Origin of the sequence: Saccharibacillus sacchari (assembly GCF_037722395.1) — a bacterium.
Lineage (GTDB): Bacteria > Bacillota > Bacilli > Paenibacillales > Paenibacillaceae > Saccharibacillus > Saccharibacillus sacchari_A.
This window is the reverse complement of sequence record NZ_JBBKAR010000053.1, coordinates 177,638-193,745: the sequence shown is the minus strand read 5'-3', so window position 1 is coordinate 193,745 and position 16,108 is coordinate 177,638. Positions and strand designations below refer to the sequence as shown.

The following is a 16,108-nucleotide window of genomic DNA, read 5'->3' as shown; positions in this document are numbered from 1 at the left end:
CATAATACGCTTTTTCTCCACATGCCGAGAAACTCCAACGTGCCTGGAAGACAGAAGACGAAGAGAGAAATTCAGTGAAAAACGCCTTTGAACTTGAAAAACCACCACTTAAATTTCAATCCAGTTTTCCAAGTGAGACAGCGAATTGTGAAGCATTTCGAAGAAATGCACTTCGGAAGCCTATGCTGGCAATTTCTCTCGCAGTCTTCTGCCTTCCTCCGCCACGTAACTTTCGAGACACTCTGAGAAGAAGCCAAACGGGCTTCTCCACCCCACCATCATCTACCGAGCCGGAGCGAAACCCTTCACCGGCTCCAAAATCTCCTCCATCTTCCCAAGCGTCTCCGCACTCAACTCCACACCGGATGCCGCCGCATTCTCGCGCACCTGCTCCGCCCGGCTCGCGCCGATGATCGCGGAACTTACGCCTTTTTGACGCAAAATCCACGCCAAAGCCAACTGCGAAAGCTTCAAATCCAGACTTTCCGCGAGCGTGTTCAGCTCCTGCGTCACGTTCAGTACGTCGTCGCGCAGATAGCTGCCGATCACCTGATTCACCGAACTGTCCGCAGCGCGCGTGCCTTCGGCCGGCTTTTGTCCCGGCTTGTATTTCCCGGTCAAAATCCCCTGAGCCAACGGCGAGAAAACGACCTGCCCCAAGCCTGTTTGCTCGGATACAGCCAGCACTTCTTCCTCGATATATCGCTCGAACAGATTATAGATCGGTTGGTTCGACGCGAGCGGACGCAAGTTGCGGCGGTCCGAGATGGACGCTGCGGCCGCGATCTGCGCAGCCGTCCATTCGCTAACGCCCGCATACAGAATTTTGCCTTGCGCCGTCAGATCGTCGAGCGCGCGAAGCGTCTCTTCGACAGGCGTATCATTGTCGTAGCGATGGCAGAAATAGACGTCGATATAGTCCGTGCCGAGCCGCTTCAGGCTGGCATCGCACTGTTCGACAATATGCTTGCGCGACAAACCGCGGTCATTGGGCCCGTCGCCCATCGGGAAGAATACTTTGGTACTGAGCACATAGCTTGAACGCTCGTATTTGCTTAGCGCCGCTCCCATCGCTTTTTCCCCTTCGCCGCGATTGTACGCATTGGCGGTGTCAAAGAAGTTAATGCCCTGTTCAAAAGCCGCTTCGATGCACAAATCCGCCGCTTTTTGCTCGGCCGCCGTGCCGTAGGTCAGCCAACTTCCCAGTCCGATCTCGCTGACTTTAAGGCCGGTACGTCCCAGATTCCGATATTTCATCCATTATTCCTCCTCGGATCAACTATATTTCGTTATTCCTTAATCATTCCACTAAATATTAACGAATCAATTCCCAATCCGCAACCGCTTTCTTCACTTTCTTTCCCGACACCCCATACCGCGACATACAAAAAGCCGTTCCGTCAGGCGCGTCTGCACCCGGAACGACTTTTGCGACAGAAAAAAGATCCCGCCGATCATCTATTCAGTTACACAATCCCATCCATACTTTGCACGAATTCGCCGCCGAAGTTCATTTTCTCCGCTGCTGCACGAATTTGCCCGGCGGTTGCCGCAGATTTCGATTCAACGACGTACAGCTTGTGGAAGCCGATCGAGCTATACATCTTGAACGCCTGTTCCAGCATATCCAGCAGAGCAGGCTCGACGCTTTCCAACTCGGACAGATCGGCCACGAACGTGTACTCGCTCGTCTGCGATTGGATTTTACTGCCTTCCATCAGGAAAGACATCGCCAGTCCGCCTGCATCGCTTATTTGAAAAGAACCACCAACGGCTACAATGAAAAGCTTACGGGACGGGTCTACTTCGATCTTGTATGAGTTTGTCATAGGGTTCCTCCTGAATTCATCGCGTATACGCAAATTAGCCTGCTTTCGCAAACTTTAATCAGTATACCAGTGCGCATTTGCGAAGACCAGTAGCTACCAACATCCGCGGCTGGGAACCTGTTTCAACCAAACAAGAATCATTCCGTAACGAAAATCAGCCTGTCCATTCTATGACTCCTTGATCGGCAGCTTGGCTCCGTTTTTCAGATACAAAGGAATCCGTTCCAGCGGCGCGTCTGCTTCGATATGCTGCCCGCCCGCAAAAGTCTCGCCGCTATGCGAATCCGTCCACTGTGCTCCCTCGGGCAGATACACGCTCCGGCTGCGCTGCTCCGCATATAACACGGGCGCCACCAGCAGATCCGGCCCGAACAGAAACTGATCGTCCACGTCCCACGCCGCCGCGTCTTCCGGGAAATCGTAAAACAACGGACGCATCGGCGGGGTGCCTTTTTCATGCGCGGCGGTCATTAATTCGGTGATATAAGGACGCAGACGTTCCCGCAACCGCATATGTTCCGCGAAAATGCCGTACGCTTCTTCCCCGTAACTCCACACTTCGTTGTCCGCGCCGCTGCCCCACAGTCCGCCGCCCGGCAGTCCCGTTTCCGCTTCCCGGTAAGGCGCGCGATCCCCGTGCAGCCGCATCACCGGACAAAACGTGCCATATTGGAACCAACGGACGATACATTCGCGGAACGCCGGATCGTCCGGGTTGCCGCCGTGGAAACCGCCGATATCCGTCGTCCACCACGGGATGCCCGCGATCGCCATATTCAGCCCCGCCCGCACCTGATGCCCCAACACCTCGAAGCTTGACGCGATATCGCCGGACCAGGCGAGCGCGCCGTAACGTTGGCTGCCTGCCCAGGCGCTACGCACGAGGTTCAGCACATTTTCCTGGCCTTCCTGCGTCATGCCTTCATAGAACGTGCGGCTGTATTGGCTCGGGTACCAGTTGCCGACTTGCAGCGCCGGACCCGCGTCGTAGCGGTAAATGTCATGGTCGTACACGGCAAACTCCGGTTCCGCTTCATCCAGCCAGAACAGCCGGATACCTTTGTCGTAATAGTTGCGTTTGGCCGTTTCCCATACGAATTGCCGGGCGCCGGGATGGGTCGCGTCGAAAATTTCGTTTTGCCCGAGAAACTGGAACTGCGTGCGCACGCCCCGATCCGAGCGCACCAGATAGCCTTTTTCCACCATCTGTCCGTAGTTCTCGCTTTCCGTCTGAACGGTCGGCCAAACGGACACCATCAGCTCGATACCCATCTTTTTCAACTCGCGCACCATGCCTTCCGGGTCCGGCCAATACCGCTCGTCGAACTTCCAATCGCCTTGATTCGTCCAATGGAAAAAGTCGATGACGATCACCGAGATCGGCAGTCCCCGGCGGACATGTTCGCGCGCGACGCCCATCAGCTCGTCTTGACTCCGGTACCGCAGCTTGCACTGCCAAAAGCCCATTCCGAACTCCGGCATCATCGGCACTTTGCCCGTCGCGTCGGCGTACGCTTCTTCGATCTCCGCCGGAGTATCGCCCGCCGTGATCCAGTAGTCGAGCTGCTTGGTGGACGCCGCCGCCCATTCGGTCACGTTGGTATTGAAGCTCGCTTGCCCGATCGCCGGATTGTGCCACAGCATCCCGTAGCCCGCGCTCGACAGCAAAAAAGGCACGCTGGTCTGGCTGTTGCGGTGGGTCAGCTCCAGACGGCAGCCTTTGAGATTGAGCAGCGATTGCTGATACTGGCCCATGCCGTACAGCTTTTCATCCGGATTCGCTTCAAAACGCAGCGTCACCGAATAATCGCGGCTGCCCGGAATCGGCACGATATCGCGTCCGCCGGATTTGAGCTGGTACGTTTTTTCCGTCTCCTTCATCAGCACCTCGCCTTTATCGTTGGTGAACGTGATCCGGCCGCTTTTGTCCACGTCCGCGCGGATTTTGCCGTTAACGATCCACGCGCTGCGTCCGTCTTCGGCGACCGCCACGTCTGCGTTAGCCGAAGCCGTTCCTGCCGGAAGCAGCGCCCAATCGTCGTCGTGCAGCTTGTCTTTGGACGCCCGGATTCGTAGCGCGTTGGCTCCCCACGGTTCGATCCGCAGCAGCTCGTGGTCGTATTCCCAGATCAGCGCTTGGTCTTGTGTATATAACATATTCGTCGTTCCTCCCTATTTTCGATTGTCGCATGATGTCACGGCCTGTCTTTTCGGAAAAAGAATCGACCGCACATCGGGACTGAATTGCTCGAGCTTCTCGTTCGGTGAAAGCGATCTCTTTTTTCCTATTCCCGATTATAAAGGCAGACAGGGATAAAAGGCAGAGCGTAGAATACGTAAAAAGAGGACGATATTACGTTTTTCGAAGGAGGAACTTGCATGCTTGAACCGATCGAGCCGTCGACGGAGCGAAGCGAATCGGAAAACGCGTCTGCGCCCAACGGATCGGACGACGCCCTGCACGCGCCCCGATCCGAGCGGTCTGGCCGATCCGACACCTGGCGGCGCGAGCATACGGACATCCCGGATCGGACGTTTCCGCTGAACGCTTTTCATATCCGCGAATCGAATCCCGACATGTTCTGCATCCCGCCGCATTGGCACGAGCATCTGGAATGGATCGCGATCGCGCAAGGCCGGTTCAGCGTGCAGGTCGGCGCTTCGCTGCGCGAATTGTCGGCGGGCGATTGCGCGTTCGTGAACGCGGCGCAGCTTCATGCGGCGTTTCCGCTGGAGCCGGGCAGTTCGCTGCACGCGCTCGTGTTCGGGGAAGCGCTGCTGCGCAACCACGCGATCGACCATACGGAGACGCGCTACGTGCGGCCGCTGCTAGAAGGACGTCTGGGACTGCGTTCTTTTTACGAAAAAGAAACCGCCAAACGGATCGCTCCGCAGCTACTGTCCATCGTCGACGAATATCGCGATGCCGCGCCGGGTTACGAACTGCTGGTCAAAGCGTCGCTGCTGGCCGCTCTCGGCCTGGCGCTGCGGGAATCGTCGGCCGACCGCGAGCGCGAGCCGAGCGGCCGGGACGATACGGGAAACACGGAGAAGAAAGCGTCGTATATCCGCTGCTGCTGCATCTGAGCGAAAAGTTCCGCGAGCCGATCAGCGTAAGCGAAGCGGCGAGATTGTGCTGCGTGACGCCGACGTATTTTTGCCATGTGTTCAAACGCTCCACCGGCCGCACGCTGACGGAATACGTCAATATGCTGCGCGTGCAGGAAGCGGAAGCGCTGCTGCGGGGCGGCAGGCACACGGTTCAGGAGATCGCGCGAATGGTCGGCTACTCCGACGCCGGCTACTTCGCGCGGGTGTTTCGAACCTGCAAAGGCATCTCGCCGGGGCGGTATGCGCGGGGCGGGGAAGCGGCGGGGATGATGACGTGACGCGTAGATGGGCAGCGGGCAGCGGGCATAAAAATTGTGGCGCTTTCGGGCGTTTCCTTTTACAATAGAACAAACGACGGATGCCGCGAACGCAGCAGTCTCCGTCTTCACGATCGGCGACGAAGAACGTCCCGCTCCTTTTCGATTATGAAAAGGCAGCGTGGGCGTTTTTTTCGTTTCCGTATATTCTGAGGAGGTACATAGATGAACCCGACTACGAACCCAACCACCGATTTCGAAAACATGCACGAACAATTTCTGAGCCGTCATCTGCAAGAACGTTCCGGCGAGCGGCAAGACCGGCTGCGGCGCGGGCATCGGGAAGCGGAAAAGCTGTTTTGCCGAAACGTCTGGTGGCCGCTGCAAAAAAACTTCGACCATCTGCATCCCGAATACGAGGTCACGGATTGGCGCGGGTTGAACTACTTTTGCGATTTCGTGTGGATGACGCCGTACGCCAAACTGGCGATCGAGATCAAAGGCTTCGGCCCGCACGTGCAGGACATGGATCGACGAAGTTACTGCCGCGAGTTGAACCGGGAAACGTTTTTGACCGCGATCGGCTTTCAGGTGATTTCGTTCGCTTACGACGACGTATCGCAACGGCCGGAGCTGTGCATGACGCTACTCCGGATGGTGCTTGGCCGATACCGGGCGAACGAAGAAAGCGGCGGAAGGCATACGAGCAGGAATGGAAACGGAAGCGGAAAGCCAAACGAGAGCGGCAGAGCCAATAAGAGTGGTAGCGAAAATAAGAGCGGCAGAGCAATCGAGAGCAAATCGAAAAAAAGCGCGTCTGTCGCGGAGCGCGAGATCATTCGGCTGGCCTGCACGCTCGGGCGCCCGCTCCGTCCGCTGGACGTGCGCGAGCATCTGGGACTGAGTTATCGAACGACGGCCAAACTGCTGAATTCGATGTGCGAACGCGGCCTGCTGCGCAGCGAGAGCGGTTCCGGAAGCAAGCGGGTCGTTCGGTATGCGTTGCGCGACGCGGCGTTCGGTTATCTGTGAGGAGATATGCGGTTACGTGGAGAGCAACGATGAAAAACGGATGATTGCAGAAAAGATTGTCGGAGAACGGATTTTGCGGGAAAAGGAAAAAGAATATGGCGAGCGGATGGTTATGCGGGAAAAGGAGACGGATAGTTAGCCAAGCGGATGAGCAGAAAATAAGTGCGAATATACAATTGTTTCAAGCAAACGAAGGCGAAAAATAAAAATAAGTGCCAGAGTGCAACTATTTGAGCAAAAAAGGAGCCGGACGGCGCAAAATGGACGAATTAGTTGCACTTTCGCACTTAATGGCGACGAAAAGAGATTTGGAGTGAAATTAATTGCACTTTGGCACTTAATTGGTTAAACCGACGAGGCAAAAGGCCAAAAAGGACTCCGGTTCCCTATATGCGGGAAATCGAAGTCCTTTTCCTTTTTGCGGAACGGCTTTGATCGGAATGCGTGCGCTTTGCGAACCAAGCGTTGCCGAACAGTGACGGACTGCCGGCCGGAAAATCGGCATGGCTACGTACGGCTGCGGCGCTACCGGGTCAGGCTGTCCTCCGGCTTTAACACCGGCACATCGGCCGATACGGTGTCCGGGTATTTGATCCCGGCCCCCGTGTTCAGCGCGACGACGCGCTCGCCTGCGGCGATCCAGCCGGAAGCCCGCAACGCGCGGGCGGCGGCGAACACGGCTGCCCCTTCGGGGCAAACGAACGCGCCTTCCAGACGCGCGACCGTCTCCTGCTCGCGCAGCAGCTCGGCGTCGCCGACCGCCACGGCGCAGCCGTCCGTCTCGCGCAGCGCGGCCAGCACAAGAAAATCGCCCAGCGCTTTCGGCACGTTGATGCCGAACGCAACCGTCTCGGAATTCGCGAAAAATTCCGATTCCGAACGCCCTTCCTGCCACGCTTTGACGATCGGGGCGCAGCCTTCGGCTTGCACCGCGACGAGCCGCGGCAGCTTGCGATCCGGCTCGATCCAGCCGATCGCCTGCAATTCTTTCAACGCTTTATGAATGCCGATCAAGCCGACTCCGCCTCCGGTCGGATACAAGATCACGTCCGGCATGTCCCAGCCGAGCTGCTCGGCGATCTCGATGCCCATCGTTTTTTTGCCTTCGATCCGGTAAGGTTCCTTGAGCGTGGAGGCGTCGAACAAGCCGAAATCCCGCACGGCGCGGCCGACGATCTTGCCCGCGTCGCTGATCAAGCCGTCGACCAGCACCAGGTTCGCGCCGGATACGGCGCATTCGTTGCGCGTGATCTTCGGCGCGTCCACCGGCATCACGATCGTCGAACGGATGCTGGCGCGCGCGGCGTACAACGCCCAGGCCGCGCCGGCGTTGCCGTTGGTCGGCATGGCCAATTCCCGGACGCCCAGCTCTTTGGCGCGGGACACGCCGACGGCAGCGCCGCGCGCTTTGAACGAGCCTGTCGGAATGATGCCTTCGTCTTTCATCAACAGCGATTCGATGCCCATATCCGCGCCCAGCGCCGGAAGCGGCAGCAGCGGCGTCATGCCTTCGCCGAGCGACACGACGTTCGCTTCGCTTTGCACGGGCAGCAATTCGTGGTACCGCCACAGATCCGGGCGGCGACCGCTAACGTCGCCGCGTTTCACTTCGACCGCCAGACGTTCCAGATCGTAATCGACGAGCAGCGGCGAACCGCATACGCATAACTGCTGAAGAACGGACGCGTCGTATTCGGTGCCGCATTTCGGGCAATGCAGATGCGACAAATAACTGTAGGCCATAGCGATCCACCCTTCCTTTTCCCTTTTCTGAGTTATTTTATCAGGAAACTATGACTTTTTCAATTTGACGATGTATTCGAAAAAAGTCCCGTATGCCATCATTAGGCACACGGGACACAATACGAGAAAAGACGCCAACCCCTATTCCATTCATGGAACGCGTTTTCCCCGGCTTTCTTTTTGCTTTTTTGTGCGTTCGGACACTTCGCCTTTTAACGGTTGATGTTCTTGCAATAGGCAACGGCTTTGCAACGGCAACGGATCGTGTTCACTCCCGCATGCGGCGTACCAAACCGACGTCTTGCAGCAGCGATTGCAATTTGGCCCCGCTGGCTTTCATGCTATGTTCCGGATCATGCGGCTCCACGTCCGGCGCGGCGGGAATCACCCGTTCCTCACTTCGGGGCAACGGAAGCGAATGTGCCGAATGGTCCGGCTCCTCCGTCAGCAAAATCCGCGTACCGTCCGGCAGCAAACCGTATTCCCGCAAAAACCCGTCTTCGTGAATCACCAGCCGGCGCCCGGCCGACGGTTTGCGGCGCTGCGCCGGACGTTCTTTCAACTCGGTTCCCGGAAGCTTGAACCGAAGCGCTGCCGCCTGCGCGCGCTGCACCCGCTGGACAGGGGCGATACGCGGAATGTTTCCGGCAGGATCGATCGGCGTGATCGACATGACAAACTCCCCCTTTTTGCACGGCCGACGCGCGATATTGACCGCGCATCGGCCGAATCATGGACTTTTCCCTGTACTTCGTCTAACGATGAACCGTGGCCCAAGCTTCCCCCGCTCGGGCACGATTTCCGTGCTTTCCTTTTTTGTTTTCCTTTTTTCTTTCACATGCTTTTTGTTCTGCACTACGTATCGCTCTTGCCTGCCCTATCGCGTTTTACCCGTTGTTTAAATTTTGAATTTCCCTGCGGCTTCGCCAAGCTGCTGCGTCAGGCGCTCGATACTTTGTACCATATCGGCCAGATGGTTCACCATCGCCGATTGCTCCTGCACGGTTGCCGTTACTTCTTCGACAGACGCCGACACTTCCTCGCCCGATGCCGACAGACTTTGCGAAGCTTCCAGCACGGCGTCTTTGTCGTGTTCCATCGCTTTGAATTCGGAAGCCATATCGCGAATCTGACTTGTAATCGCCGTCACGCTCTCCAAAATATCCTCGAAGGATTGGCGCGTGCGATCTACGTATTCGTTTTGCGTAGAAGAAATTTCGCGGATCGCGCCGACGCTCTCGTTACTCTTGTCGACTTGCTCCAGCGTCTGGCGGATAATGCCGCCGATCTCGTTCGCCTGATCCGCCGACTGCTGCGCCAATTTGCGAATCTCGTCGGCAACGACCGCGAAGCCGCGACCGTGCTCGCCCGCTCTCGCCGCTTCGATCGAAGCGTTCAGCGCGAGCAGATTGGTTTGCGTGGAAATCTGGTTAATCGCGTCCGTGATCTGACCGATCCGCTGCGAGCTTTCCGCCAGCATTTCCGTCGTGGACGAAATGTTTTGAATCTCCAGCTCATTTTTCGCATTGATATCGATCAGGCTGTTCACGACATTGCTGCTGGATGCAAATACCTGGTTGATCGAATCCGCGCTGCCTTGAATGCCGTCCGTTTTGCGGCCAAGAGAAGCAATTCGGTCCCCGATCTCGTAGAAGCGGCCTACGATTCGTTCCGTATCATGCGACTGCGATTCCATCGCTTTGGCGATTTCCATCGTCGTGACCGACGTTTCGCCGATCGAACGCGCCGTATTTTGCGACGTGCGCTCAAGGTCCGTCGTATTCGTGTTTAATACTTCAATCGAATGGTTCATCTGCCCGATCAGATCTTTGTTGCTGTCGACCATCGTATTGAAGCTATCCGCCAAATCGGCCAACTCGCTTTTGTATTTCCCGTCCGCACGCACCGTCAGATCGCCGCCAGCCAATTGCTTGAACAATCCCGTCAGACGCACGATCGGAGACGTGATGCTGCGGGAGATCAGAATGCCTACGATGACAGCCAGAATGATCGAAGCGATCAGCGTAATAAGCATTTTTTGCATCAGATCGCCGAGCGGGCGCTGAATATCGCTATACGAATCCTGCACGATAACGATCCAGTCCGCGACGGGGATTTTGGAATAACGGATATAGGAATCCGCATTGTCTACGTTGCCTTTGATAATGGTTCCTTGCGTTTCCTGCGCCAGCAGTTGGTCGAAGCCTGCGGCTTCGTACGGCTGACCGATCAACTTTTCGTCTTTCGAATGGTAGATGATCGTGCCGCCGCGGCTCGTTACGGTGATAAAGCCTTCCGCGTTGATATTGATGTCCTGAAGCTGACTGACGAAAAAGTCTGCGGCAATCGTATTGATCGACACGCCGAGAATCTGCCCGCTTTCCGATTTGACCGGCTGCGCAAAAACGACGATGAGATTACCGGTTGTTTTGGACACAATGGCGTCGCTGACGAACGGCTCGCCGGTCTGCATCACTTTTTGAAAATATTCCCGGTCCGAACGGTCGCCTTTGAGCGAATCCGGATTGCTGGCCGCAACGACCGTGCCTTTGCTGTCCGCGACCATCATCGACTCGATTCCGTTCGCGCCGGCCAGCGTTTCCTGGAATTGCGTATTGGCGATCTGAAGCGTACGGTTGCCCGAAGCGAAAAACTGATCGTCCGTCAGCGTACCCGAATCGCGAAGCGTCAACAGATCGCGCAGTGCGGGCGAAACAGAAAGAATATGAGAAAGCTGACCTTCCAAATCGACAGTAGTCGACAAACTCTCGCCGATCCGGTCTGCGTTGGCATTCATTTCATCTTTGCTTTTCTTCGTTAAGAGATCCGCTCCAGAGATATAGATTACGCTGCTGCAAGCCAGAAGAACCACAACGGTCAACGCGCTGATCAAAAGCGGGAGTTTGATTTTTAACGATAAACGCTTTGGTCCTCCGGACCCGCCTTGTTGATTTTCACCCTTTTTTGTTTTCATGCTCAAATTCCCCTCTCTGAACCGGCAAACCGTTCTTGTACTCGGTGCCTATAAGCCGTTTATCGGCCTTTTTCGACAAAAAAATTACACATTTTCGTCAACCTTTTTCTCTTTTTTTCCAAAGAACCGCTTTACTTTCCATTCCATCTTTTGTTGCTAACTTCAAGCGTCTAAATGCCTAGTTTTTGTCTGGCGTCTGATTTTCCAATCGTGCCCCTATACGCATCATTTTTTGATACACTGTACAAAGCGATTGTTTTTCATTTTCTATACGGCATGGAGGCAGAACCTTTGAATTATATTGTTTTGGACATTGAATTTAACGGCCGCAAGTTCGCCAGCCCGCATCCGATGGAAGTCATCGAGATCGGCGCCGTTCGCTTGGACGAGGCGTTGCGGGATACCGATACATTCTCGGCATTCATCAAACCCGTTTATTTTGCCAAGCTCAACTCGTTCATCAAAAAGAAGACCGGTATCCCGCAGGAATCGATCGATGGCGCGGCCCGTTTCCCGAAAGTCATCGCCGACTTCCGGGACTGGTTGGATACCGTACCGGGGCCGCTGACCTTCGTCGTCTGGGGCGGCGAAGATATCAAGCGGATCGTACAGGACGTGCGGATGCACAAGCTGGAAGAGACGTATTGGGTGAAGACGCCTTCGCTCGATCTGCTCAAAGGCTTCCTGCTCACGCAAAACCTCAAAAACGACGTCAGCGTCGAAGGCGCGCTTGAACTGCTGGGCATCGAAGCGACTGGAGCGGCGCACCGGGCGCTCGACGACGCCAAGATGACCGCCGATATTTTCCGCGCCGTCTACGACAAGCTCGACCTGACGCTCGCCAAAGAGTACAAAGACATGTTCTCGAACTCGAAAGAGCGCCGCATCGTCCGTTCCGCCGCCAAGTCGCTCGCTTCGCGCCGTATCGTGCCTACTTGGGAATTGGCGGTGAAGCATTACCTCGGCGGCGGCAAGATCGACTTTGAAGACCCGCGCAAAGAAGCCGAGCTGCACGCGTACTTCGACGCGCTGCCGGAGTTCCCGATGCCGCCAAAGGTGGAGGAAGGTTCGAAAAACGAAACGGAGCACGTTTCGAACGCCGAATCGCAAACTTCGGAGATCGAACCGGAAAACGAGCCGACGATCTGATTTTTCGAATATGGATAGGCGATGCGGTCATTGATCGCGTCCCTAGGCATGAAAAAGGCAGTCCTTCCTATGAGGACTGCCTTTTGTTTGATACGTTTTTTCGATTTTGCACAAATCCGGTCAGTTCAACGTGTAGGAATTGGACGCTTTCGCGATCTCGTCGTAAGCCCAATACGCCGGCGGCACGTCGTTCCAGACTTTGGTTCCGACCGACAAAGCAGCCGAACGTTCCAAAATCCGGTTCAACACCGTGACCGCTTCCGCACGCGTCACGTTCCGGTCGGGTGCGAATTCGGAAGAAGAAACACCCTGCATCAACCCTGACGCGACGACGCGCGCGATCTCTTGCCGAGCCCAATTGTCGCCGATGTCGGAAGCGGAAGAAAGACCTTCGCCGTCAAGGCGTTGCCAACGGCTGAGCACGGCCGCGAATTCCGCGCGCGTCACGAATCCGGAAGGCTCGAATTTTGCCGCGCTGCGTCCTTTCATCAATCCGCCGGATTGCGCGGAACGGATCGCGTCTTCCGCCCAAAAACCGGAAGGAACGTCGGCATAACCGATGTTGGCTTGCGAAGCCGCAATTCCGCCCGTCGCATCCAGGCGATCGAGCAGCGCGGCGAACTCGGCGCGAGTGATGCCTTGTTCGGGACGGAACGTTCCGTCTTTGTAGCCGCGAATATAAGACGGCTTGACGGTTTGGCTTGTCGGCAAGTCAATGTCGACGATCGTGAACGTGCTGAACTTGTTGACCGTAAACTTCAACGACATCTTGCCGTCGGACATCACGGCCGTCGGCGTAATCAGTTCGCGATCTCCGTCGCTGTGTTCGACAAAAATTTTCATTTTGGCCGAATCCTGTTCGCCACGAGTAGCGCCGACCGGCATCTCAAGATCGACCGGGCGGTTTTGCAGATTGGTCTCGATCGTCATCGGTAGCCCTACGACCGACAAAACGCCGTCTCCCAATGTTTGTCTAACCTTTTCTTCCTGTTTGGCCCGTTCGGCCGCCGCGTTTTGTTCGGCAGCCGTGCGGAGCGGAACGAAGCGGAAATACAGATCGTTTTCGATCCCGTTTAATGAAGCCGAAGGAATCGACAACCGAATATCCGACAGATCAAGCTCCATGTTCATGCCCGCTTGCTGTAGCTCTTGCGCGATGGTTTTCGGCAACGCTACGTTCGTCCGGCTCACTTTATCGTTCGAAGCCGGTACCGAAAGACGGATCGTGGTATCGCCCGTCGTTTTCATCAGGGCGATCGCTTCGCGCATTTTGCTTGCATCGAACGTGATCCGATTTTCGATTTGACCGTTCGGAAGCGTGACGAGCAAAGCCGATGCGGCGGACGTCAGGTTTTTCCCGCTTTTTCCGTTATCGACGTTCAGCGCCGTGCCGGAGGCCGTCGTCCCTGTGTTTCCGTTGACAGCAGGCCCATTTGACGGGCTTGGCGTATCATTCTGAACAGGTGCAACGGCTTCCTCGACCACGACCTCAAGCTTCGCCGCTATTTCGGGCTGGGCGGCCACATGCACGGAAATGATCGCGGTTCCTTTGCCTACAGGCGTAACCACGCCGTTTTGCACCGTTGCAACCGCCGGATCGCTGCTTGTCCAGACCCATTCCGTATTCGCGGCATCGGCAGGCCATACGGAAAACTTGACCGTTCGCGGCGCTTCGCCTTTTTTCAAATTCAGGATGCTTGGTTCGAATTTCAGTTCTTTGACGGGAACCGGCTGCACCGGCGGGGTCGGCGGTTCCGGTATCACGGAATAATCTTTATCCGAAAAATTCAACAACGTCAGGTTTTGTCCCGGCTGCACGGAACTCGTATACCCCGTCAAGTCCGTCAAAAATACGATTCCGTACGCCAAATTCGTCGTGCCCATCGTTCGGAAACTCTCCGGTTGAACCGGCAACTTTTCCAACAGCGAAGCATCGATTTCGTACAGTTCGAAACCTTCCGCGTTCATGTATAAATTGCCGGACGGGCTGATTGTCAATCCGTACAATTCCGTAGGGGAAGAAACGACCAGTTCGGCATTCGAACCGGAACCGGCGGGCGTTCTCCACATCTCGGAGCTTCTGACTTTATCGATCTCCGTCGTGACGGAGAAATAAAGCCGGTCGTTTCGGTCAAAAGCCAATCCGCCTACGGAAATTTTTTCCGCGTTAGGCAGCGCCAGCTCGCTCCCTTCGACGTAGAGACTTGCGTAGTCTTCCAAATCGTTCTCGGCGTACGGGAAAGATTTCGTATCCGCCAAGTATTCGCGATCCAGTTTGTAGACGGCGCTTCGATCGACGTACGAATAGAACAAATCGCCTTTTTGATTCAACGCCACGGCGATAATATGGTACCCTTTCGCGATCTGCGTTACTTTGAACGTTCGGGTCGAAATTTTGAAAATGCCGCGATCGTAATCGGCATAATACACGTCGCCGTCATAATAGGCCAACCCGAATGGACGATTGATTTGCACTTCGCTCAATTTCGAAGGTTTGGCTTTTACGACGACTTCGCGCGTGATTTCGTCGGCTTTATAATCGGACGGCGCGTTGTAATGGATCGTATACGTACCGAGCACGTTCGTATCGATGCCCGATACCGAAGAACCGTTCAACGTATAGGTCACCACCGGCTTCAGTGAAGAATACTCACCCGGCGCGATAACGACGCCCGGATCTTCGAAAGAATCGCCCTGCTCGATCTCGATTTTTGCGCTTCCGTTCAAGGAAAAATTAAGCGCGGCCAAAACCGGTTGCGTTTGTTCAAAAGAAGAACCGAGGAAAAAACGACCGTCCGGCGTGAAAAACATTCCGTACGCGAAGTAATACTTATTGCCGCTTATATCAGCGACGGCACCTGGTTCTATCGGAATCGATAGGAGGTTTTCAGCCGAGATTCGATAAATCTTGCTGTTATTTCCGCTCATGTACAATCTGCCTGACGGGTCGATCGTGAAGCTTCTAAAATAGGCGTTGAAGTTTTGAAGAACGACTTCGGGAGTATTCGCTCCGTTCGGCAACTTCAATATACCGCGTGAAGTATAGTCCGAAAAATAAACGTTATCTTGCTTGTCAATCGCCAATCCATAGATGTAATTGTAATTTGCGGCGTAAAAATGGACTTTGCGGCGGGAATTAAACTCGGATGCGCTTAGCGGAAGATTCTCCAAGTCGTGGCTTTCAAGCTTATAGATATTGCGATCACTGTCGATGGTGTAAAACAAATTGCCCGAAGAATCGAGCGCCACAGCCATAAAGCTCTGATTCGATTGCACGATGGTTTCGACTTTTCCGCTGTACAAATCGACGCGCGACAATCCTTCATCCCGTTGCGCGACATACAGATAGTCTCCGTAATAAGCTTGTCCGTATGCGCGGGGGACAGAAATGCCGGAAAAATCGACATAATCGCCTTCCGCCGCCACGGTCACGGTTCTCGTCACTTCGTCGGCGGATCGTTCGTCCGGGCTGGTCACGTTGTAATGCACCGTATACGTACCGGGAACCGTCACATCCACGTTATCGACCGGCGCGCCCGCTAACGTATACGTTGCCGTGGCAGAAAGATCATTATAGACCGCATCCTGCACCGTAGTGCCGGGATCGTTGAAAGGCGTTCCGGCTTTAAAACGCAAGGTTGCGTCGCCGATCAAGGCAATGACCGGTTTGTCGGCATTCATGCCGTACGTTCCAACCTGCGTATCCGCGGAACTTGTATATTGATTTTCCTCGGCTTGCGCTTTTCCGACAAAAGTTCCCGGCAAAGCGATCAGCACAGCCAAACACAACGCCATCCATTTTTTCATACGTCATCCCCATTCGTAGTTGTTTAAGTTAGCTAACTCTTATTATCGACCGCCGCAAGCCAATCAATAAGCATGAATACGCAAAATCTTTTCATACTCCAAAATCATCCGATATCCGAATTCGTTCAACGCAAAAAAAGCTCTGCTCCCGAAACATTCGGTCGCAAAGCTTTTTGGCGATACCCATATTATCTACGCTTGTCGCT

12 protein-coding genes are annotated in these 16,108 nt (G+C 55.2%); 5 read left to right on the top strand and 7 right to left on the bottom strand.

Annotated features, from left to right (window positions below):
* Window positions 1–282: 282 nt before the first annotated feature.
* The 3 genes from WKI47_RS21225 to WKI47_RS21215 form a co-directional block, all read right to left on the bottom strand.
* The gene (locus WKI47_RS21225; protein WP_340229191.1) at window positions 283–1,257 is read right to left on the bottom strand and encodes an aldo/keto reductase family protein; all 975 of its coding nucleotides are present in this window, start codon (window positions 1,255–1,257) and stop codon (window positions 283–285) included.
* Window positions 1,258–1,466: 209 nt separating this feature from the next.
* The gene (locus WKI47_RS21220; protein WP_340229190.1) at window positions 1,467–1,829 is read right to left on the bottom strand and encodes a hypothetical protein; all 363 of its coding nucleotides are present in this window, start codon (window positions 1,827–1,829) and stop codon (window positions 1,467–1,469) included.
* A gap of 168 nt (window positions 1,830–1,997) precedes the next feature.
* Window positions 1,998–3,986: a glycoside hydrolase family 31 protein gene (locus WKI47_RS21215; protein WP_340229189.1), complete on the bottom strand. Its 1,989-nt coding sequence runs from the start codon at window positions 3,984–3,986 to the stop codon at window positions 1,998–2,000.
* A 222-nt stretch (window positions 3,987–4,208) separates the two neighbouring features.
* On the opposite strand from WKI47_RS21215, the gene WKI47_RS21210 reads away from it, so the two are divergent.
* From WKI47_RS21210 to WKI47_RS21195, 4 genes are all read left to right on the top strand, one after another.
* A complete protein-coding gene (locus tag WKI47_RS21210) occupies window positions 4,209–4,916 on the top strand; it encodes a cupin domain-containing protein (RefSeq protein WP_340229188.1) in 708 nt (235 codons plus the stop codon).
* Between the two features lie 44 nt (window positions 4,917–4,960).
* Window positions 4,961–5,218, top strand: coding sequence for a helix-turn-helix transcriptional regulator (locus WKI47_RS21205; RefSeq protein WP_340229187.1), 258 nt, complete (start codon window positions 4,961–4,963; stop codon window positions 5,216–5,218).
* Window positions 5,219–5,422: 204 nt separating this feature from the next.
* Window positions 5,423–6,229, top strand: a complete 807-nt coding sequence (locus WKI47_RS21200; RefSeq protein ID WP_340229186.1) for a DUF559 domain-containing protein — start codon at window positions 5,423–5,425, stop codon at window positions 6,227–6,229.
* Between the two features lie 16 nt (window positions 6,230–6,245).
* Entirely contained in the window at window positions 6,246–6,368 is a 123-nt protein-coding gene (locus tag WKI47_RS21195; protein WP_340229185.1) for a hypothetical protein, read from the top strand.
* 386 nt (window positions 6,369–6,754) lie between these two features.
* On the opposite strand, the gene WKI47_RS21190 is transcribed toward WKI47_RS21195, so the two are convergent.
* The 3 genes from WKI47_RS21190 to WKI47_RS21180 all read right to left on the bottom strand — a co-directional run bounded on the left by WKI47_RS21190 (window position 6,755) and on the right by WKI47_RS21180 (window position 10,946).
* Window positions 6,755–7,972 (bottom strand): threonine synthase, encoded by a 1,218-nt coding sequence (locus tag WKI47_RS21190; protein ID WP_340229184.1) that lies wholly within the window; start codon window positions 7,970–7,972, stop codon window positions 6,755–6,757.
* 268 nt (window positions 7,973–8,240) lie between these two features.
* Window positions 8,241–8,645: a hypothetical protein gene (locus WKI47_RS21185; protein ID WP_340229183.1), complete on the bottom strand. Its 405-nt coding sequence runs from the start codon at window positions 8,643–8,645 to the stop codon at window positions 8,241–8,243.
* 225 nt (window positions 8,646–8,870) lie between these two features.
* On the bottom strand, window positions 8,871–10,946 hold the full coding sequence (locus WKI47_RS21180; RefSeq protein WP_340229182.1) for a methyl-accepting chemotaxis protein: 2,076 nt from the start codon (window positions 10,944–10,946) through the stop codon (window positions 8,871–8,873).
* A 291-nt stretch (window positions 10,947–11,237) separates the two neighbouring features.
* Between WKI47_RS21180 and WKI47_RS21175 the strand changes: the two genes are divergently transcribed.
* Window positions 11,238–12,095 (top strand): 3'-5' exonuclease, encoded by an 858-nt coding sequence (locus WKI47_RS21175; RefSeq protein WP_340229181.1) that lies wholly within the window; start codon window positions 11,238–11,240, stop codon window positions 12,093–12,095.
* A 120-nt stretch (window positions 12,096–12,215) separates the two neighbouring features.
* On the opposite strand, the gene WKI47_RS21170 is transcribed toward WKI47_RS21175, so the two are convergent.
* Window positions 12,216–15,902: an S-layer homology domain-containing protein gene (locus WKI47_RS21170; protein ID WP_340229180.1), complete on the bottom strand. Its 3,687-nt coding sequence runs from the start codon at window positions 15,900–15,902 to the stop codon at window positions 12,216–12,218.
* Window positions 15,903–16,108 lie beyond the last annotated feature (206 nt).

What these genes read in the sequence shown, in the direction of transcription:
- WKI47_RS21225 (WP_340229191.1), bottom strand. Translation starts at nt 1,257, where the DNA reads ATGAAATATCGGAATCTGGGACGTACCGGCCTTAAAGTCAGCGAGATC.
- WKI47_RS21220 (WP_340229190.1), bottom strand. Translation starts at nt 1,829, where the DNA reads ATGACAAACTCATACAAGATCGAAGTAGACCCGTCCCGTAAGCTTTTC.
- WKI47_RS21215 (WP_340229189.1), bottom strand. Translation starts at nt 3,986, where the DNA reads ATGTTATATACACAAGACCAAGCGCTGATCTGGGAATACGACCACGAG.
- WKI47_RS21210 (WP_340229188.1), top strand. Translation starts at nt 4,209, where the DNA reads ATGCTTGAACCGATCGAGCCGTCGACGGAGCGAAGCGAATCGGAAAAC.
- WKI47_RS21200 (WP_340229186.1), top strand. Translation starts at nt 5,423, where the DNA reads ATGAACCCGACTACGAACCCAACCACCGATTTCGAAAACATGCACGAA.
- WKI47_RS21190 (WP_340229184.1), bottom strand. Translation starts at nt 7,972, where the DNA reads ATGGCCTACAGTTATTTGTCGCATCTGCATTGCCCGAAATGCGGCACC.
- WKI47_RS21185 (WP_340229183.1), bottom strand. Translation starts at nt 8,645, where the DNA reads ATGTCGATCACGCCGATCGATCCTGCCGGAAACATTCCGCGTATCGCC.
- WKI47_RS21180 (WP_340229182.1), bottom strand. Translation starts at nt 10,946, where the DNA reads ATGAAAACAAAAAAGGGTGAAAATCAACAAGGCGGGTCCGGAGGACCA.
- WKI47_RS21170 (WP_340229180.1), bottom strand. Translation starts at nt 15,902, where the DNA reads ATGAAAAAATGGATGGCGTTGTGTTTGGCTGTGCTGATCGCTTTGCCG.